This is a genomic window from Mitsuaria sp. CC2, assembly GCF_048957715.1.
In the GTDB taxonomy this organism is placed as follows: domain Bacteria; phylum Pseudomonadota; class Gammaproteobacteria; order Burkholderiales; family Burkholderiaceae_C; genus Roseateles.
This window is the reverse complement of the sequence record NZ_JARVXN010000011.1, coordinates 210,709-230,032: the sequence shown is the minus strand read 5'-3', so window position 1 is coordinate 230,032 and position 19,324 is coordinate 210,709. Positions and strand designations below refer to the sequence as shown.

17 protein-coding genes and 1 pseudogene are annotated in these 19,324 nt (G+C 68.8%); 12 read left to right on the top strand and 6 right to left on the bottom strand.

What is annotated here, in order from left to right; all coding sequences use genetic code 11:
- Positions 1-196 precede the first annotated feature (196 nt).
- Positions 197-598 carry a hypothetical protein gene (locus PV762_RS06945; RefSeq protein ID WP_421034295.1) on the bottom strand — a complete coding sequence of 134 codons (402 nt, stop codon included), beginning with the start codon at positions 596-598 and terminating at the stop codon, positions 197-199.
- Positions 599-871: 273 nt separating this feature from the next.
- Complete coding sequence (locus tag PV762_RS06940; RefSeq protein WP_421034294.1) at positions 872-1,276, bottom strand: hypothetical protein; 405 nt, start codon at positions 1,274-1,276, stop codon at positions 872-874.
- A gap of 179 nt (positions 1,277-1,455) precedes the next feature.
- Between PV762_RS06940 and PV762_RS06935 the strand changes: the two genes are divergently transcribed.
- The 3 genes from PV762_RS06935 to PV762_RS06925 all read left to right on the top strand — a co-directional run bounded on the left by PV762_RS06935 (position 1,456) and on the right by PV762_RS06925 (position 6,901).
- The gene (locus PV762_RS06935) at positions 1,456-3,618 is read left to right on the top strand and encodes an ATP-binding protein (protein WP_421034293.1); all 2,163 of its coding nucleotides are present in this window, start codon (positions 1,456-1,458) and stop codon (positions 3,616-3,618) included.
- 278 nt (positions 3,619-3,896) lie between these two features.
- On the top strand, positions 3,897-5,840 hold the full coding sequence (locus tag PV762_RS06930; RefSeq protein WP_421034292.1) for a S8 family serine peptidase: 1,944 nt from the start codon (positions 3,897-3,899) through the stop codon (positions 5,838-5,840).
- A gap of 56 nt (positions 5,841-5,896) precedes the next feature.
- Positions 5,897-6,901, top strand: a complete 1,005-nt coding sequence (locus tag PV762_RS06925) for an alpha/beta hydrolase (protein ID WP_421034291.1) — start codon at positions 5,897-5,899, stop codon at positions 6,899-6,901.
- A 151-nt stretch (positions 6,902-7,052) separates the two neighbouring features.
- On the opposite strand, the gene PV762_RS06920 is transcribed toward PV762_RS06925, so the two are convergent.
- The gene (locus PV762_RS06920; protein WP_421034290.1) at positions 7,053-8,492 is read right to left on the bottom strand and encodes a beta/gamma crystallin-related protein; all 1,440 of its coding nucleotides are present in this window, start codon (positions 8,490-8,492) and stop codon (positions 7,053-7,055) included.
- Between the two features lie 189 nt (positions 8,493-8,681).
- Entirely contained in the window at positions 8,682-9,335 is a 654-nt protein-coding gene (locus tag PV762_RS06915; RefSeq protein ID WP_421034289.1) for a mechanosensitive ion channel domain-containing protein, read from the bottom strand.
- Positions 9,336-9,482: 147 nt separating this feature from the next.
- Here PV762_RS06915 and PV762_RS06910 point away from each other — a divergent pair, with 147 nt between their 5' ends.
- The 7 genes and pseudogenes from PV762_RS06910 to PV762_RS06880 all read left to right on the top strand — a co-directional run bounded on the left by PV762_RS06910 (position 9,483) and on the right by PV762_RS06880 (position 15,538).
- Entirely contained in the window at positions 9,483-9,776 is a 294-nt protein-coding gene (locus tag PV762_RS06910; protein WP_421034288.1) for a hypothetical protein, read from the top strand.
- A gap of 289 nt (positions 9,777-10,065) precedes the next feature.
- Positions 10,066-12,390 carry an ATP-dependent DNA helicase gene (locus PV762_RS06905; protein WP_421034287.1) on the top strand — a complete coding sequence of 775 codons (2,325 nt, stop codon included), beginning with the start codon at positions 10,066-10,068 and terminating at the stop codon, positions 12,388-12,390.
- A gap of 43 nt (positions 12,391-12,433) precedes the next feature.
- Complete coding sequence (locus tag PV762_RS06900) at positions 12,434-13,516, top strand: zinc-binding metallopeptidase family protein (protein WP_421034286.1); 1,083 nt, start codon at positions 12,434-12,436, stop codon at positions 13,514-13,516.
- On the top strand, positions 13,513-14,406 hold the full coding sequence (locus PV762_RS06895) for a transglutaminase-like domain-containing protein (RefSeq protein WP_421034285.1): 894 nt from the start codon (positions 13,513-13,515) through the stop codon (positions 14,404-14,406). Before PV762_RS06900 ends, PV762_RS06895 begins: the two co-directional genes overlap by 4 nt.
- A 42-nt stretch (positions 14,407-14,448) precedes the next feature.
- Positions 14,449-14,553: a hypothetical protein gene (locus PV762_RS06890; RefSeq protein WP_421034445.1), complete on the top strand. Its 105-nt coding sequence runs from the start codon at positions 14,449-14,451 to the stop codon at positions 14,551-14,553.
- A 46-nt stretch (positions 14,554-14,599) separates the two neighbouring features.
- Positions 14,600-15,232 (top strand): annotated as a pseudogene (locus PV762_RS06885) (transporter substrate-binding domain-containing protein); the annotation flags it as partial.
- Between the two features lie 75 nt (positions 15,233-15,307).
- Positions 15,308-15,538, top strand: a complete 231-nt coding sequence (locus PV762_RS06880; RefSeq protein WP_421034284.1) for a DUF2789 domain-containing protein — start codon at positions 15,308-15,310, stop codon at positions 15,536-15,538.
- A 91-nt stretch (positions 15,539-15,629) separates the two neighbouring features.
- Here the strand turns inward: PV762_RS06880 and PV762_RS06875 are convergent, their stop codons facing one another.
- Together PV762_RS06875 and PV762_RS06870 are read right to left on the bottom strand one after the other, a co-directional pair.
- Positions 15,630-15,887 carry a MerR family transcriptional regulator gene (locus PV762_RS06875; RefSeq protein WP_421034283.1) on the bottom strand — a complete coding sequence of 86 codons (258 nt, stop codon included), beginning with the start codon at positions 15,885-15,887 and terminating at the stop codon, positions 15,630-15,632.
- 30 nt (positions 15,888-15,917) lie between these two features.
- Positions 15,918-16,892 (bottom strand): YihY/virulence factor BrkB family protein, encoded by a 975-nt coding sequence (locus tag PV762_RS06870; protein ID WP_421034282.1) that lies wholly within the window; start codon positions 16,890-16,892, stop codon positions 15,918-15,920.
- Positions 16,893-17,075: 183 nt separating this feature from the next.
- Between PV762_RS06870 and yqhD the strand changes: the two genes are divergently transcribed.
- Both yqhD and PV762_RS06860 read left to right on the top strand, forming a co-directional pair.
- Positions 17,076-18,239: an alcohol dehydrogenase gene (yqhD, locus tag PV762_RS06865; protein ID WP_421034281.1), complete on the top strand. Its 1,164-nt coding sequence runs from the start codon at positions 17,076-17,078 to the stop codon at positions 18,237-18,239.
- Between the two features lie 9 nt (positions 18,240-18,248).
- Positions 18,249-19,166 carry an AraC family transcriptional regulator gene (locus tag PV762_RS06860; protein ID WP_421034280.1) on the top strand — a complete coding sequence of 306 codons (918 nt, stop codon included), beginning with the start codon at positions 18,249-18,251 and terminating at the stop codon, positions 19,164-19,166.
- Positions 19,167-19,324: the final 158 nt, after the last annotated feature.

The following is a 19,324-nucleotide window of genomic DNA, read 5'->3' as shown; positions in this document are numbered from 1 at the left end:
ATCGCCCGATGGCGCGGATCCCCGCTTCCATCTTCTCGCGCACCGAAGAATTGGCCGAATGCGCGCCCATCCGCGGCGGAATGAACCCGTGGAGCGCCACGGCCTCCTCGACCCACAGAGCACCACGTCGTAGCCCGTCCCGCGCTCATCGTCGCCCAGATCGTGATCCCGGCCGAGCTCTGCGACGCCGCCGGCCTCACGCCTGCGGCGACACCGTCCCCACCGCCTTCAACGCCGCGATCACGCCCGCATGCGCGTTGACGAGTTCGGGCGACTGGTCGAAGCGCTCCGCGTAGCGGCGCATGAAAGGATCCGCGCTGTCGCGGTCCAGGCTGAGCAGCCCGCGCAGGCGCTGCGCCACCGGGAGCGGCGTCTCCTTCGCATCGGCGGCGCCATCGATCGCCTCGTCGAGCATCGTGATCAGCCGGCTCAACGGCTCCAGCCACTTCATCTCGTCGCCGAAAGCCATGACCTGGAGGAACTCTCCCGCGCTCTGCGGGCCGTGGGTCTTCTGATAGTCGCCGCGTTCGAGCTCCACCAGCGAACGGTGGAGGTCGAGCAGGCTTCGGCGGAGCTGGTGGCAGGCGTCGGTGGTCATGTCGTTGAAGGTTCGGGCTGAGAAAGCCCGAGCCTACCTGCGACAGCCGCCCTGCGCCTGCCCCATTGGGGGGGCGCCACCGGACATCACCTGGGTTGGGACCGCCCCTGCTCCCCGAAACGGAGCGAGATGATCCGCCCCTCGCGCATCCGGATCACGGCCGGGAGGTAGCCGTCGCCGCGCTCGTGGAGCCACTCGTCCGTCATCACGCAGGGGATGATGTCTACAGGAGGGACATATCCGAGGTCGGACAGATTCATTGATGGCGGGACGTCAGTTCCGATCCGGCCTCACCGGCAGTCCGCCGGAGGAGCCATCGGCCTCGGTCACGCGCCCGCTCGCTCGACGGCTGGCGCGACTGCCCGCGGCAGGCCGGGCGGATTCCGCCGGCGCGGTGGCTGGAGGTGGCGTGGTGTCGGCCGGCTCGACTTCCGGCGCCTGAACGGGCGCTGGCGCGGCAGCCGGCGGGGGCGCCGACTGGGCCCCCGTCGGCCTGCCCGGTCGCGACGACGACGCGGCCGGCTGGTTCATGGAAGCCGCATCGATCGGCGGTCCCACGGTCCCCGACTGCCGCCGGCTGGCGTTGGTCGAGACCGGCGATTCGGTGGTCTGCGCGATGGCGGCGGCAGCCAGCAAGGTCGCGCAGAACGCGCTCAGGAAGATGCTGAATTGCTTCATCGTCTGTCCTCCAGAGGAACAAAGTGCCATGCAACGCGCGAAAAGCGGCGCCGGACAGTCAATGCGGCAATCCGTGCGCCCGACCGGCCTTCGGCCCTCGAACCCGCATCTCCGGGTCCCTGCGAGGTCGGGAGAGAGCTGGCGGCGGGTAAAGTCCGGTACCCCATTGCGCACTTCCCATGGAACGTATCGAGCCTTCGTTTCCGACGCTGCAGTCCTGCGCCGACGAACCCATCCACATTCCTGGTTCCATCCAACCGCACGGCCTGCTGATCGCCTTGCGCGAGGGGCGCGTCGCGGCGTGGAGCGACAACGTGCCCGCCCTGCTCGGCCTGCAGCCGGCGCTCGGCATGGCTTGGCAGGATCTGATGCTGCCCGGGGCGGTCCATGGCGAGCTGACGCTGCTCGCCGACGAAGCCGCGCTCACACCCGGCATGCCGGCCTTCTGCGAGGTCGAGATCGGCGGCCGACCGCACGACGCCGTCGTCCACGTGCACGACCACCACACCCTGATCGAGATCGAGCCCCGCACCCAGCCGCTGGCGCCGCTGAGCTCGCAGGCACGGGTCTACGACCGCGTCCGCCGCGCCGGGTCGATGGAGGCCGTGCTGCAGGTGGCCGTCGACGCCATCCGCGCCTGGACCGGCTTCGACCGGGTCATGGCCTACCGCTTCCGCCACGACGACAGCGGCGAGGTCGAGGCCGAAGCCAAGTCCGACGCCCTCTCCTCCTACCTCGGCCTGCGCTACCCCGCCAGCGACATCCCGGCGCAGGCGCGACGGCTCTACCTGCTCAACACGCTGCGGCTGATCCCGCACGTCAGCTACCGCGCGGTCGCCCTGGTCGGCCATCCGGAGGCGCCGCCGCTGGACCTGACGCATTCGGTGCTGCGCAGCGTCTCGCCCATCCACGTCGAGTACCTGCACAACATGGGCGTGGGCGCGTCGATGAGCGTCTCCATCGTCGTCAACGACAAGCTCTGGGGCCTGATCGCCTGCCACCACATGAGCTCGCTCCAGGTGCCCTATCCGGTGCGCTCGGACTGCGACGTGCTGGCCCACATCCTGTCGTCGGCGATCGCGACGATCGAGGCCCGCGAGTTCGCCCGGCGCCAGGCCGACACGGCCTCTCTGGTGGCCGGACTGGCGGCCGACATGGGCATCGCGGACGACGCCATCACCGCCCTGCTCGGCCAGTCGGCGCGGCTGCGCGACGTCCTGCGCGCCGACGCGCTGGTGCTGACTCAGCAGAGCAAGGTGGTGCCGGACGGCGATCTGCCGCAGGAACTGGCCGTGGCCATCGCCACCGTGCCCTGGACCGGCGACATGCCGGCCCTGCGCTCCTGCAGCGACGACTGGCCCGAGGCGCTGCGCCCGCAGCTCGGCCACTGGGTCGGCGCCATGTGCCTGCCCTTCGACGCCAGCAACGGCGGCCGCCTGATCGTGCTGCGCAAGGAGCAGCGCGAGACGGTCCGCTGGGCGGGCCAGCCCGACAAGGTGGTGGCGCGCGGCCCGAACGGCCCGCGGCTGACGCCGCGCGGCTCCTTCTCGGAATGGCGCGAGCAGGTCAAGGACTGCGCCGAGCCGTGGACCGAGACGGACCTGCGTTTCGGCAAGCAGCTGATGCTGGAGCTGCAGCGAACGGCCGCGGCGCGGCATGCCGAGGTCGAGGCGGCTCGGCGCAACCTGCTGGCGATGCTCGGCCACGACCTGCGCGATCCGCTGCAGGCCATCCAGATGGTGGCGGGCGTGCTCAAGCGTGAACCCGATCCCGCGCAGACCGGTCGGCTGGGCGCGCGCCTGGACGCCTCGAGCGGCCGGATGCACCGGTTGATCACCCAGGTGCTGGACTTCAGCCGGGCCGAGGTCGGCATGCAACTGCACACGGAACAGCGTCCGCTGGATCTGGAGGCACTGCTGCTGGACCTGGTCGAGGAAGTCCGGATGGGTCATCCCGGCTTCGAGATCGTCGCCCGTACGGCGGGTCCGGCCGCCGTGACCGGCGATCCGGGGCGGCTGGCGCAGGCGATGTCCAACCTCATCTCGAACGCGCGTCACTACGGCGCGCCGGGACGGCCGGTGGTCGTCGCCCTGGCGCCGACCGGCGACGGCGGCCAGCGGTTCAGCGTGGCCAACGAGGCCGAGGAGATTCCGCCCGCGGTGGCCTCGGAGCTGTTCGAGCCGTTCAAACGCGGCCTCGAACGCGGCACGCCCAATCGCAGCGGTCTGGGCCTGGGGCTCTACATCACGCGCCGCATCGTCGAGGAGCACGGCGGCACGCTGGGCTACCGGTATGAGGCGCCGAACGTGGTGTTCGAGTTCACGGTGGCGGACCAGACCTGAATCGCCGACACGGCTGCGGCGCCGGGAGGCGCTGCGGACGGAGAGTGCCCGGCACTCGCCTCCTCCCCTTCAATCCCACCGATGGGGTGATCCTGTCCCTTCAAATCTCGAGAACCGATGTCGGTTTTTTTCCTCGTGTTCATCGGCATCTCCGCGCTTCCTTCGTCCTAGGGATGAGTTGATTTCCTAGGGATGCCCGGACCTTTCCAGCCGCCACACCATGCGCCCCGGTTGGATGTGAAGGACGCATCGGACCTTGTCTTACCCAGGAGATCGAGATGACACGAGGACTGAACACGCGGCGACTGAGCCGTCTGGCACTGAGCGCTTCGGCCGCGATGATGACGCCGCTGCTGATGATCGGAACGACCTTGCCCGCGACGGCGCAGAACCGCTCGCTGGTGCTGCGCGAGAGCGCGGATGCCGCGGATGTGATCCACGGTGCGCTGCTGTCCGACGGCAAGACCGTCACCTACACCGCCCGCCAGATGCCAGCGGACGCGAGCACGCGAGTGGACTTCAAGAAGGACAAGCCGGAACCGCCGCGCGAGCAGGTACGCGACAAGCTCAATCCCCGGCTGCAGCGCCTGCTGGCCAAGGACCCGGGCGCCACGGCGCTGCTGGTCGTGAACTTCCGCGACAGCCTGACGATGCCCTTGCTGCCCGAGCCCGATACCGATCAGGGCCGCGATGCCGAGGTGAACCAGGCGGCGATGAAGCGGGCCGACGCCATGCTGGGTGAATTCCGCGCGCGCCGCGATGTGCAGCAGCGCGAGCTGGTCTCGCTGCTGGGCGATCGCTACGGCGGCAAGGTGCGGGAGCGCTTCTGGCTGGTGAATGCGATGGCCGTGGAGATGCAGCTGGGCATGGCCAAGGAACTGGCCGCGCTCGACGACGTGCTGTCCATCGAGCTCGACGACACCGGCACGATCCCGCCGCAGAACGCCAACAACAATGACGACGTGCAGGACGGTCGCGCCCGCATGGTCAGCGACCCCTACTTCGGGCTGGGTCTCACGGGCGGCTGGATCGGCCTGCTCGACACCGGCGCGCGCTTCAGCCACAACCTGTTCAACAGCCCCTCGCACATCGACTTCCGCTTCGACTGCGTGAACGGCGGCGCCAACTGCAACAGCGGCAGCGCGTTCAATCCGAACGACGACTGCTGGGACCACGGCACTTCCAGCGCCGCGATCATCACCGGCAACAACCGCAGCGGCGATGCCTTCCGCGGGGTCACCGGCATCACGCTGGACAGCTTCAAGGTCTACCCCACCACCTTCGACAGCAGCAACCAGTGCAGCGGCAACCTGAGCGTCAGCGCCTCGGTGCGCGGCTTCCAGCGCGCGGTCGCGGTGCTCGACCGCGTGATCGTGGCCGAGATGCAGGCCGGCGGCAGCCACACGGGCACGATCTCCGTGGCGGCGGACAACGCCTTCGATGCCGGCGCCGTGATCATCGCGGCCAACGGCAACAACGGCTCGGCGGCCAGCACGGTGAACGAGCCGGCCGTCGCGCACAAGGTGATCGGCGTCGGCAACTTCGACGTGCAGACCGGCAACCAGGTGGACAGCCAGAGCCGCGGCCCGACGCCGGACAACCGCATCAAGCCGGACATCCAGGCGCCCACCAACACCGAGACGGCGGGCAACGGCTGCGGCTGGCGGCAGAACTGCACCAGCGGCGGCTCCGATACCGCCTTCCGCGTGTTCGGCGGCACGAGCGGCGCCACGCCTTACGCCGCGGGCGCCGCCGCGCTGCTGCGCAACTGGCTGCGAGGCACCAGCTTCAGCATCGATCCGGGGCAGGTGTATGCGCAGCTGATCCTCTCGGGCCAGCAGCCCTACCCGTTCAACAACACCAGCGGCGCGGGCAAGCTGAACCTGCCGACCAACGGCTGGGCCTGGTGGGGCAAGGTGACCATCACCAACGGCGGGACGATCGATATCCCGATCGAGGTGTCCGGCGGTTCACCCAACAACTTCGACGCCGCGCTGTGGTGGCCGGAGACCGCCACGCAGGCGCACAACGATGTGGACCTGAGCCTGATCGATCCGTCCGGCGTGGTGCGGGCGTCGAGCCTCTCGATCCCGAGCGTCTTCGAGCGCGTGCGCGCGGCGGGCGCGGTCAAGCCCGGTCCCTGGAAGCTGCGGGTGCGCGGCTACAACGTGCCGACCGGCGGGCAGACGGTCTACTGGGCCGCGCATGTGCGCCTGTACTGAGCGGTGAAGCGGCGCTGCCGCCATCGAGCGGGCGCGTTGGGATTAGCATCGCACGCATGCACAAAGATCCCAACACGCCCGCCGGTACCGTGCACCGCCTGAGCCTCGACAGCGAGGTCCTCGCCGGCAACCTCGTGAACGCCCCGACGAATCGCCGCGTGGACGTCTACATCCCGCACGGCCACGACGGCCGCGGCCTGCCGCTGCTCGTGGACATCGTCGGCTTCACCGCCGGCGGCCCGGTGCACACCAACTGGAAGAACTTCGGCGAGAACCTGCCCGAGCGGCTGGACCGCCTGATCGCTTCCGGCGAGATGCCGCCGGTCGTCGTCGCCTTCCCCGACTGCTTCACCCAGCTCGGCGGCAACCAGTACGTCAACTCGGTCGCCATGGGCCGCTGGGACGACTTCCTCCGCGAAGCAGTGGTGCCCTTCGTCGAACAACGTTTCGACTGCGGCGGCGACGGCCGTCGCGGCCTGTTCGGCAAGTCCAGCGGCGGCTACGGCGCGATGGTCCATGCCCTGCTCCATCCCGACTTCTGGTCCGCCGCGGCCGTGCACTCCGGCGACATGGGCTTCGAGCTGCTCTATCGCCACGAGTTCGTCCCGGTACTGCGCGCACTCGCCAAGGAGCCCGACATCGGCCAGTGGATAGCCGCCTTCTGGTCCGCGAGGAAGCCCAAGGACAGCGACGTCCACATCCTGATGATGTTCGCGCAGGCCGCGAGCTTCGACCCGGATCCCTCGGCGCCCTATGGCGTGCGGCTGCCGGTGACCCTCGACACCTGCGAGCTGATCCCGGAGCGCTGGGCCAACTGGCTGGCCTGGGATCCGCTGACGCTGGTCGAGACGCACGGCCCCGGGCTGTCGAAGCTCAAGGCGCTCTACATCGACTGCGGAGACGTCGATCAGTACAACCTGGTCTACGGCGCCCGCCGCATGCACCGGCGGCTGGAAGCGATGGGCGTGGCCCACCGCTACGAGGAGTTCGACGACAACCACACCGCCGTCGACTACCGCATGGACATCAGTCTGCCGGTGCTGGCGAAGGCGCTTTCCTGAGCATCCGTGACATCACTCCCCGCCCCTTCGACCGACCTGCCGCCTGGTTCATCGACGACGGCAACGATCGAGGCGCCGTCATCGATCTCGCCATCAACGCCAATGCGCGTCGCCTGTTCCACCTCGGGGGTGCCTCACCGCAAGGCAAGCCTCACGGCGCCTGACTCGCGAGCAACTGCCGATACGCCGTCTCCTGCAACGCCGTCGTCTGCGCCGCGGTCAGGTTCATCGCCTGCGCCGCCACGCTGCTGGCGCCCAGGCTGCGCGGATCGCGGCCCGTCAGCCGGCCGAAGGCCATCAACGCTTCCAGGTAGCTGCCCGCCGCGCTCGCGTGGTGGTTGTCGCCGAGCCAGAGATTGAGCTTGCCGCCGTCGATGCCGTCGTACGGATTGCGGTCCGCGACGCCCTGCCCGATCGCCCGCACGAAGGCGTCGCCGACCGGGATCATGCCGGCCGTCCCACGGTTTTGCGTGGCCGCGGCCTTGTAGCCGTTGCTCAGCACGGCGGCGGCCTGTTCCAGCGTCTGTCCGTACCAGTGCCCCCCGGGCTGGTAGATCTGGTCCGGTCGCGGCCAGGTGGCCAGCAGCCACACGTTGGTCTTCAAATCGGCGTTCGCATTGGCATTCACGTCGACGCCATGGAAGAACTTCTCCAGCAGGCCAGAGTAGGTGATGAGGTTGGCCGGATTGCCCGGCGCATTGGGATCAAGGTTGCTCTGGTCCTGCATCACCACCGCATCCCAGCGCTGGTTGTCGAGCACCGCCCGCTTGCTCGTGTAGTGGAACTTGAGCGTTTGCGAGCTGACGGCCTCGATGGACACCTGGTAATTCAAACCGGCCTCCGCCGTCAGCTGCTTGAAGATCCCCGGCATGCCGCCGTAGCCGGTGCCGTTCAGGTCGGTGACGTAGGCCGAGTTGTAGTGCAGCACCGGATTGGCATTGCCGTGCGTGAAGCTGTTGCCGATGAAGACGACCTGCAGCGCACCGGTGGCCGTGCTCTCACGTCTGAACGACGACGTCAGGTTGTTGAAGCCCGCCATCGCCAGGTTGGGCGCGTCGCCCGACAGCACGAGCATCCGCCCCGACGCGGCCCCGTTCTCGTAGAGCGAGAGCTTCACGCCGGCCGGGACCTTGACCGAGGACACGCGGTCGAGGACGACCTGGATGTCGCCGCTGGTCGCGGTGGTGCATTCGCTCTCGCCGCGATAGTCGTAGTCCTCGTAGAAGCACACCGGCGCGGCCACCGGCGGCGGCGTCGTGGATGCAACCTGGAACGACGAGGTCAGGTTGTTGAAGCCGCGCTCGTTGAGGTTGGGCGCGTCGGCGGTGAGCTCCAGCTTGCTGCCGCTGAAGCCCGGACGCTGATACAGCGTGACCCGCGTGCCGGCGGGCACGCGCACCGATGAGATGCGGTCCGTGACGGCCGCCCCGACCTCGCCGCTCGCGGCCGAGGTGCATTGGCTCGCGCCCTGGTAGTTGTAGTGCTCGAAGAAGCAGACGTCCGCGGCGGACGCGGCGAATGGCAGCCACAGCAGAGTGGCTGCGGCCACCGCCTCGAACGGGGTCTTCAAGGCGACGCGACGGGTAGGCATGGCAATCCTCGCACAGGCTTCGGGATGAAAGCGGCGAGTCTAGGGACGCGACTCTTTCAAAGCCAATACGACGACACGTCGACGCCATACGAAAAATGTATGGCGCAGCGCGCGGACCCGCCGGCGAGCGGTTCCCCCAACGGCCTGTCCCGCCGCGTTCACCGGTTTGGTGACAAGCCTTGCATCCCGCTACACCATCCGTCCGATGGAAGGCGACACCGGCGGCGCGCGATCCGTCGGAACGTGCAGCACGGGCGACAGCGCCGCTTCGGCCGCGGCGCCGTTCCACCGCCTCAGCGCGCGTTGGAAGAACAGGCTGTTCGGGAGCTGCAGCGTCGTGCCGCTCTGCGCGTCGCCGCTCTCCAGCAGCGTGGTGTAGACCAGGTTGATGTCCAGCACCCTGCCCTTCACGCCGGGTCGATCGCCTGCTTCCAGCAGCTCCACGACATCCCCGATCCGGAACGCCTGCGTGATGTAGATCAGCAGCGTGCAGAAGAGGTTGGACAGCACGCTCCAGGCGGCGAAGAACGCGACGGCGCCGACGGCCGCGAAACCGGTGAAGGCCGTCCACAGCACCGAGCCCGAGACGCCCAGGCGTTCCAGCGACCACAACACCGCGCCGCCGTAGACCAGTACGCCGATGCTGCGCAGGAACAGCGAGGCGACCTTCACCGGGAAGCCGTAGCGGGTGGTCAGGCGCCGCGAGATGAGCGCCGCCACGCGCATCACCAGCCACGCGCCGAAGCCGATGACGGCGACCTCGAGCACCGGGACGAAGATGTCCAGCCATTCGGCCAGCCAGAGCGGAAGACGGTCGTGCAGGGATTGGTAAAGCTTGTTCATGGCGCGGGAGGTTAACGCGTCGGGACCCCTGCCCGCCCCCTGGCAACGCCTGCAAGTTCTCAAGGATCGCTTCTTGCCAGAACAGGTGGCTCGCAGTCCGGCGACCCTGTCGCCGGACACCATTCTCAAGCTGACAAGGAGATATCCATGAAGCGTTCCCTGATCGTTGCCGCCACCGCTGCTGTTATGTCCCTGGGCGTCGCCACCGGCGCCATGGCGCAAGCCGCCTCCAGCCCGACTTCGGGCTCCGTGGACCAGGCCAAGGCGCTGAAGAAGCAGGCCGATGCCGACTACAAGGCGGCCAAGAAGGCCTGCAACGCCATGAAGGGCGATGCCGAGAAGCAATGCGAAAAGGACGCCAAGGCGACCCACGAGAAGGCCGAGGCGGATGCCAAGGCCATGAAGGAAAAGGCTGAGGCCGACAAGAAGGCGATGAAGTAACCGACCGGTTCTTCCCGTCCCCTCCTGACGCCGGGCGCCGCAGATGCGGCGGCGCCCGGCGTCGTCGCGTCACGTCGTCGCGGCGCGTCGGTGCACCGCGTCGCGTTGCAGGAAAAGCCCCGGCGACTCAAGCCCGACGCGCCGCGACGGCCCGGTCGTCCCTTCCCCGTTGGTATCGCCCCATCGTGGCGAGCAGTGATAGCGCGGATGTCGCGGCCTGATGTCAGCGGCGACACACAAGGATTTGAGATACTGTACGCATCCACAGTGATCAAGCCTGACCCTCCCCGTGCCCTACACCGTCGCCGTACGCGAGCTCTGCGAGTTCACCGCCAAGCAGGGCGACCTCGATCTGCGCTTCACGCCCGCGCCGACGGCGCAGGAGGGCATCGCGGGCCATGCGCTTGTCTACGAGCGCCGCGGACCGGACTACCGGCGGGAAGTGACGCTCAGCGGCGAGTTCCGCGACCTGCACGTGCGCGGTCGCGCCGACGGCTTCGATCCGGGGCGCCGCCGTCTGGAGGAGATCAAGACCTTCCGCGGCAGCCTCGATCGCCAGCGGCCCACCCACCGACGGCTCCACTGGGCGCAGGCCAAGGTCTACGCGTGGCTGCAGTGCCAGGCCGAGGACCTGCCCGACATCGAGGTCGCGCTGGTCTACCTGGAGCTCGGCAGCCAGGAGGAAACGCTGCTGACCGAGCGCTGCACGGCAGAAGTCCTGCGCGTGCATTTCGAGTCCCTGTGCGAGCGGTTCCTCGCCTGGGCCGTCCTCGAGCTCGAGCACCGGGAGCGGCGCGATGCGGCGCTCCAGGCGCTGCAGTTTCCGTTCGGCGATTTCCGTGTCGGACAGCGTCCCCTGGCCGAAGCGGTGTATCGCGCAGCGACCTCGGGCCGCTGTCTGCTCGCGCAGGCGCCGACCGGCATCGGCAAGACGATGGGCACGATCTTCCCGTTGCTCAAGGCCGCCCCCGGGCAGCGGCTGGACAAGGTGTTCTTCCTGGCGGCGAAGACCTCGGGCCGGCAGACCGCGCTGGATGCGATCGAGCGCCTGGCGCCTGCCATGCCGCTGCGCGTGCTGGAGCTCGTCGCCCGCGACAAGGCCTGCGAGCATCCGGACAAGGCCTGCAACGGCGAGTCCTGTCCGCTGGCCAAGGGCTTCTATGACCGCCTGCCCGCCGCGCGCGCGGCCGCCGTGCGCATCGGACACGATGACAAAGCAGGCGCAAGCGCAGGCGGAAGCGACCACGAGCGCGGAAGCATCGCGTTGACGCGCGCCGCCGTGTGCGAGGCCGCGCTGGCGCACGAGGTCTGCCCGTACTACCTGAGCCAGGAACTCGCGCGTTGGGCCGACGTGGTGGTCGGCGACTACAACTACTACTTCGATCACGGCGCCTTGCTCCACGGCCTGACGCAGGTGAACCAGTGGCGCATCGGCCTGCTGGTCGACGAGGCGCACAACCTTGTCGAACGCGGCCGCAAGATGTACAGCGCGACGCTGTCGCCGGAACGGCTCTTCCAGGCGCGCCACTCGTCGGGCGCGTCGGCCTCGCCGCTCGTGCGCAGGGCCCTCGACAAGGTGCGCCGGAGCTGGCGCGCGATCGACAAGGCGCAGGTCGAGCCCTACGCGGCCTACGAGGCTTTCCCCGAGTCCTTGCTGAGCGCGCTCCAGCACGGCATCGGCGTGGTCGCCGAACACCTCGCGGCTCATCCCGACGACATCGACGAGGCGCTGCTGGACTTCCATTTCGAGGCGATGCATGTGGCGCGCGCGGTGGAGTCCTTCGGACCGCACTCGCTGGTCGATGTCCAGAAACCGGCCAGCGTCAACGGCAAGGCGGCGCCGTCGATCATCTGCATCCGCAACATCGTCCCCGCGCCGTTCCTGAAGCCGCGTCTGGCGGCGGCGCACACGAGCACGCTGTTCTCCGCGACGCTGCAGCCGCAGGCCTTCCATGCCGACCTGCTGGGGCTCCCCGAGAACCACGCGAGCGTCGAGGTGCCCTCGCCCTTCGACGCCAGCCAGCTGCAGGTGCATGTGGCCTCGCACATCTCGACCCGCTACCAGCACCGACGGGCCTCCGTGCAGCCGATCGCGGACCTGATCGCCGCGCAGTACGGCCGTGCGCCCGGGAACTACCTGGCCTTCCTCAGCAGCTACGACTACCTGGAACAGGTCGCGGCGCTGCTCGCCGAGCGCCATCCCGAAGTGCCGCAATGGCGCCAGTCGCGCCGCATGAGCGAGGGCGAACAGCGCCAGTTCCTCGACCGCTTCACCGTCGACGGCCGCGGCGTCGGCTTCGCGGTGCTGGGCGGCGCGTTCGCGGAGGGCGTCGACCTGCCCGGGCGGCGGCTCATCGGCGCCTTCCTCTCCACGCTCGGGCTGCCGCAGGTCAACGCGGTCAACGAGCAGATCCGGGCGCGCATGGAGACACTCTTCGGCGCGGGATACGACTACACCTACCTCTACCCAGGTTTGCAGAAAGTCGTGCAGGCGGCGGGTCGGGTCATCCGCACGACCGAGGACCGCGGCGTCGTCCACCTGATCGACGACCGCTTCGCTCGGGCGGAGGTGCAGCGCTTGCTGCCGGCGTGGTGGGCCCCACCCCCGGTCTAGCCAGCCCCGGTCAGGCCCCATGTTTGCCAAGGGACCCTTGACCATGACTTCCCCTCGCGTCTATCGCTGCACCTGCGGCCATCGCCTCTACTTCCGCAACAGCGCCTGCCTGGCCTGCGCGGCACCGCTCGGCTTCCTGCCGGACGACCTGACGCTGCACGCGCTGCTGCCCGGGCCCTCTCCGGCGACCTGGCGCATCGGCGGCGTGAATGGCCTCTTCACGCGTTGCGCGAACTTCCACACCGCCGCCGGCTGCAACTGGCTGCTGCCGCTCGATGACCGCCGTCGCGGTCCGCTTTGCGTCGCTTGCGCGCTCAACCGCACCATTCCCGATCTATCGGACCCGATCAACGCCGAACTCTGGGGTCGCCTGGAGCGCGCCAAGCGCCGGCTGGTGTCGCAGCTTCTCGGCCTGCGCCTGCCGGTCGCGCCCAAGTCGGAGGCCGGCGACCGCGGCCTCGCTTTCGACTTCCTTCGCACGCTGCCCGGCCAGCCGCGCGTGATGACGGGACACGCCTGGGGCGTGATCACCATCAACATCGAGGAAGCCGATGACGCGAAGCGCGAAGCCGCCCGCCAGCGCATGGGCGAGTCCTACCGGACGCTGCTCGGGCATTTCCGCCACGAGATCGGTCATTACTACTGGGACCGCCTGGTCGCCGGCACGACCTGGCACGAGCCCTTCCGGGCGCTGTTCGGCGATGAGCGCCTGAATTACGGCGGCGCGCTCCGGCGTCACCACGCCGCCGGCCCGCCGCCGGACTGGGCGCGGCGCTTCATCACCTCGTACGCCAGCGCGCATCCCTGGGAGGACTGGGCCGAGACCTGGGCCCACTACCTCCACCTGCGCGACACCATCGACACCGCCGGCAGTTTCAAGCTGCTCAGCACCGTCGATGAGGCACGGCCCCTGCCCTATGGACCTGAGGACCTCTGGTCGCCGGGACACGCCACCGGCCCCGACTTCCTGCGCCTGCTGCGCGACTGGCTCGCCATCACCAGCGTGATGAACGAGATGTCCCGCGCCATGGGCCAACCCGACTTCTACCCCTTCGTGCTGCAGCGCCAGGTTGTCCCCAAGCTGCACTTCATCCATTGCGTCGTCGAGAACGGCAGGACCCCATGATTCGCCTCGATCTGCACTTCGAACTGGACTACCGCATCGATTCGCCCTTCGGCGATTTCGTGTTCAACATCCAGCCGGCACAGACGGCGGCGCAGCGCGTGCTGCAGGAGCGCGTCGTCGTGACGCCGGACGTGCCGTGGCGCTCGGACACGCTGGCCGGCAGCCGCAACCGGCTGCTGCGCGCGCGAGCGCCGCAGGGGAACTTCCACCTGACCTACACCGCGAGCGTCACGATCGAGCACGGCATCGGCGATCCGGCGCTGATCGAGGAAACGCCGGTGGACGAGCTGCCGAGCGAGTTCCTCTGCTATCTGGCGCCGAGCAGATACTGCGAGTCCGACCGCCTGCTGTCCTGGGCCGATGCCGAATTCGGCCACCTGCCGCCGGGTTACGCGCGCGCCGCAGCGGTCGCGCGCTGGGTGCAGCGGCACATCGCGTATTCGCCGTACGGGTCGACCACGCAGACCTCCGCGCTCGACACGCTGACGGATCGCGTCGGGGTGTGCCGCGACCAGGCGCACGTGATGATCGCGCTGTGCCGGGCGCTCTCGATGCCGGCGCGCTACGTGACCGGCACCGACTACGGCGCGGATCCGACCAAGGCGCCCGACTTCCACGCCTATGTGGAGGTCTACCTCGGCAAGCGCTGGTACACCTTCGACGCGTCCGGAACCGGCATCCCGATGGGCTTCGTGCGCATCGGCACGGGACGCGATGCGGCGGACGTGCCGTTCGCGACGCTGTTCGGACAGGTCCAGGCGCCGTTCGCGCCGCTGGTCCGGGCGACGGCCTGCGGCGGACCGGGCCTCCAGCTGCCCGTCGACGTGGGCCACGCCTTGTCCACCGACGGCGATTCGGCGGGGTGTCACCTCGCGCCGATCGCGGCCTGATCCTTACCGACGACGGCGAAAACCGCTGACGCGCACCTCCCCGTGGTGGACCGCGTCTTCCGTTTCGAGGCACTGGCCCAGGCCAAGGCCTCGATCGAGCACGCCGAACATCTGGGCAAGATCGTGCTGGCGGGCAGCTCGGACTGATCACCAAGGACATCGCCATGAACGTTCAACGTCGTGGACTCTGCGCGGCGTCTCGGTCGACCTGGCGCGCGAGGCCGCGCGACGCCTGAACATCGGCATCGAGCTCGTCCCGTTCAATGCTGCGGGCAAGGTCGTCGAGGCGATCAAGGAGAAGCGGGTCGACCTGGCCTTCGTCGCGATCGATCCGCTGCGCGGCGCCGACACCGACTACACCGCGCCCTACGTGATCATCGAAGGTGCCTACCTGGTCCGCAACGAGTCGCCGCTGCGGCACAACGAGGAGGTGGACCGCACCGGCACGCGCATCGTGGTCGGCCGCGGCAGCGCCTACGACCTGTACCTGACCCGCGAGATCAAGTCCGCCACGCTGGTGCGCGCGCCGACCTCGCCGGCGGTGACCGACATGTTCATCGCCGACACGCTCGAGGTGGCGGCGGGGGTGCGGCAGCAGCTCGAAGCGGACGCGCGTCGCGTCGGCGGCGTGCGCCTGCTGCCCGGCCGCTTCATGGTGATCGAGCAGGCGATGGGCGTGCCCAAGGGACGTGTCGCCGCGCAGCGCTGGCTCAGCGCATTCGTCGAGGAGATGAAGTCCTCCGGCTTCGTCGCCGAGGCGCTGCGCCGGCATCGCATCGAAGGGGCGCTCGTGGCGCCGCTCCGGCGCACACCGGCGTTGCCCTGAATGGAACACTGTCCTACACCGGCGCGATCCGCCAGACGTTAATCTCCAGGGCAACCGACCCCTGAAGGAGACGCCATGGAATCCACCAACCACCAGTTCCACGATCTGTTCGACCAACTCGGCCTGCCCTCTTCGGAGGCGGAGGTCCGCGAATTCATCTCCGTCCACCGGCCCCTGCCTGGCGACGTGAAGATCACCGAGGCGCCGTTCTGGACCGACTCTCAGAAACGACTGCTCAAGGAACTCCTCTTGCAGGACGCGGATTGGGCAGAGGTCGTCGATCAGCTCAACGTGGCGCTGCACTGACCAAAGCGGAATCGGCGCCGTGGCGCCGATTTCGCTTTCGGAGAGCCCTTGACCCTCGCGGGTGGCATTCCGACCTCTGCGTTGGTCTGCCTCAGTTCAGTTGCTTGGGGTCCATGGGTCCGAGGCTCTCGCGCACATGGGCGAGCGCCGCGACCACCTTGTACGACGGGACCCCCGAGTCGAGCAGCCGGCGCGCAGCCTGGAGCAGCACCAGATCCTGGAACGAGAACCGCAGGTCCCGGCTGGGCGCGAGCAGGTCCTCGGAGATCAAGGCCTGGATGTAGCTCCTGGGCAGGCCGGTGATCTGGCCGGCCTGGCTCATCGAGAACGGGGCGGTCGCTGCGGTCATGGACGTACTCCTGTGTGCGGTGCCTCCACCTTACGGTCTGCCGCTGCGCGCCGGGACCGGAGAACGGTCCGATGCCTTGTAGGACAAGGACGTGGATGCTTCCCGCCCACGCCGCGAGCCGAGCCGCTGCGCGTAGAGCCAGGTGAATTCCGCGCCGACCAGGAACACCTGGGCCGAGTAGTACACCCACACGAACACGACCGCGACCGAGCCCGCCGCGCCGAAGCCGCTGGCCACGCCGGTCTTGCCGATGTACAGGCTGATCAGGAGGCGGCCGATGGTGAACAGCGACGCCGTGACCGCGGCACCGACCCAGACATCGGACCAGGCCACCTTCACCCGCGGCATGACCTTGTAGATCAGCGCGAAGACCGCCGTGGTCATGGCGAAGCCGACGACGGCGTTGAGGCCCTGCAGCAGCCATTCCCAGCCGCCGAACCAGCCGCCCCACCACTTGCCCAGCGCCGCGACCACGGCACCGGTCACCAGCGAGACCAGCAGCAGGAAGGCCACGCCCACGATCATCCCGAAGCTGAGCAGCCGCGCGCGCACCAGCGCCCAGAGGCCGCTGGTCCGGTGGCGCACCGGTGCCCGCCAGATCCGGTCGAGCGCGTCCTGCAGTTCGCCGAACACGGTCGTCGCGCCGATCAGCAGCACGGCCACGCCGAGCACGGTGCCCAGGATGCCGGTGCTGGGCTTGCTGACGTTGCTCAACACCTCCTGGATGCCCTTGGCCGCCTCGGGCCCCATCACGCCGTCGATCTGGCCGAACAGCTCCCCGCGCACGGCGTCCTCGCCGAAGACCAGCCCCGCGATCGAGATGACGATCACCAGCAGCGGCCCCAGCGAGAACACGGTGTAGTACGACAGCGCCGCGCCCATGCTGGGGGCGTAGTCGTCGATCCAGGCCGACAGGGAATCCTTCAGGAGGGACCACCAGGTCTTGGGCGAGCGGCCCGACCAGGACGGGACGACGATTTCGGCGTTCGGCGTTGAAGCAGTCATGCCGTCCTCCGGCAACGGGCGCGCCCAACGCCGACGCCGCCCGATCGCTTGCCCATTCATCCACACCTCGGCAGGATTGGGCAAAACTCCGGCAGCTTCGTGCGTTGCCCGGATCAGCCCCTGAGCGAACAATCCGCTCCATCGACACCAATCCTCCTTCACCCCCTTGCGGAGCCGAAAGCCATGAACAACTTCAGCCTCAACACGCCCACCAAGATCCTGTTCGGGAAGGGCCAGATCGCCGAGATCGCCAAGGAGATCCCCGCGGACGCCCGCATCCTGATCACCTACGGCGGCGGCAGCATCAAGAAAAACGGCGTGCTGGAGCAGGTCCGTACCGCGCTCACCGGCCGCACGGTGTTCGAGTTCGGCGGCATCGAGCCGAACCCGACCTTTGAAACGCTGATGAAGGCCGTCGAGGTCGTCAAGGCCGAGCACGTCGACTTCCTGCTGGCCGTCGGCGGCGGCTCGGTCGCGGACGGCACGAAGTTCATCGCCGCCGCGGCCCGCTACGACGCGGCCAAGGACCCGTGGGAGATCCTCCTGACCCGCGGCTCTCAGGTCACGGGCGCCGTGAAGATGGGCGTCGTGCTGACGCTGCCGGCCACCGGCTCGGAGTCCAACAACGGCGCCGTGATCAGCCGCCAGGCCACGGGCGACAAGCTGCCCTTCTTCTCGGCCTTCACCTACCCGGTGTTCGCGGTGCTCGATCCGGTGACCACCTACAGCCTGCCCGCGCGCCAGGTGGCCAACGGCGTCGTCGACGCCTTCGTCCACACGGTCGAGCAGTACCTGACCTACCCGGCCGAAGGCCGCATCCAGGACCGCTTCTCCGAAGGCATCCTGCTGACGCTGATCGAGGAAGGTCCGCGGGCACTCGCCGAGCCGGAGAACTACGACGTGCGCGCCAACGTGATGTGGAGCGCGACGCAGGCGCTCAACGGCCTGATCGGCGCCGGTGTTCCGCAGGATTGGGCAACGCACATGATCGGCCACGAACTGACCGCCATGCATGGCCTGGACCACGCGCAGACCCTGGCGGTCGTGCTGCCGTCGGTGCTCGAGTACAAGAAGGAGCAGAAGCGCGCCAAGCTGCTGCAGTACGCGGACCGCGTCTGGGGCCTGCGCGACGGCACCGAGGAGCAGCGCATCGACGGCGCCATCGCCGCCACACGCGCCTTCTTCGAGAAGCTGGGCGTCGGCACGCGCCTGTCGGCCTACGGCCTGGACGGCAGCAGCATCCCGGCGCTGATCGCCAAGCTGGAGGAGCACGGCGGCAAGGCGCTGGGCGAGCACCAGGACGTCCGTCTCGACGACAGCCGGCGCATCCTCGAAGCCGCCCGCTGATCGCCCCGCATGGCCACCAGCCTCAACGACGGGATCCGCCGGCGGATCATCGAGACCGCGGTCCGCTACAAGTCGGGCGCGTTCTCGACGCCGTCGCCGGTGGCCGGCGTGCGCATCCTCTATTCCGAGAAGTCCCACCCGCGCACGCCGGTGCTGTACGAGCCCTCGATCGTCATCGTGGCGCAAGGGGCGAAGGTGGGCTACCTCGGCAACAAGACCTTCCGCTACGACGCGGACCGCTACCTGCTGTTGACGGTCCCCCTGCCCTTCGAGTGCCAGACGATCGCGAGCCCGGCGGAGCCCTTCGTCGGCGTGTCGATCGACATCGACACGGCGGTGCTCCAGGAGCTGCTGATCGAGCTGGAGGACGAGCGTCTCGACCGTCCGGCGAGCCTCGACTCCGCCGGCGTCAACAGCGCGGCCTTCACCGAGGACGTGCTCTGCGCGCTCGAGCGGCTGTTCGACGCGATGCACCGCCCGCGCGATGCGAAAGTGCTGGGCAGGCTGATCCTCAAGGAGATCATCTATCACGTGCTCTGCGGCGACAGCGGCGCGGCGCTGCAGGCGCTCGCGAACCGGCACTCGCACTTCGCGCAGGTGACGAAGGCGCTGCAGCACATCGAGTCGCACTACGCCAGGCCGCTCAGCGTCGAGCACCTGGCCGGTCTGGTGAACATGAGCGTGTCCGCCTTCCATCACAACTTCAAGGCGGTGACCAACACCTCGCCGCTGCAGTACGTGAAGAGCTACAAGCTGCACCAGGCGCGGCTGATCATGCTCAACGAAGGCGTGAAGGCCGGCGTCGCGGCGACCCGCGTGGGCTACGAGAGTCCGTCGCAGTTCAGCCGCGAGTTCAAGCGCTACTTCGGCGCCACGCCGGTGGACGAGGTCGCGCGGCTGAGGGCGTTCAGCCCGTCGGCGTCGTAGGGCACGGAAAGCACCGGTAGCGCCGCCCGTCCCGCTGATAGCACGGTGTGGGTGTTTTCCCGACACGCAATGCAGGGCAAGCCGGACGCGGCGCACCGAAGTCCGGAGATACCGCGCCCGGGGGTGTCACGTCACACTGCGGCAACGCAATCGCTGGA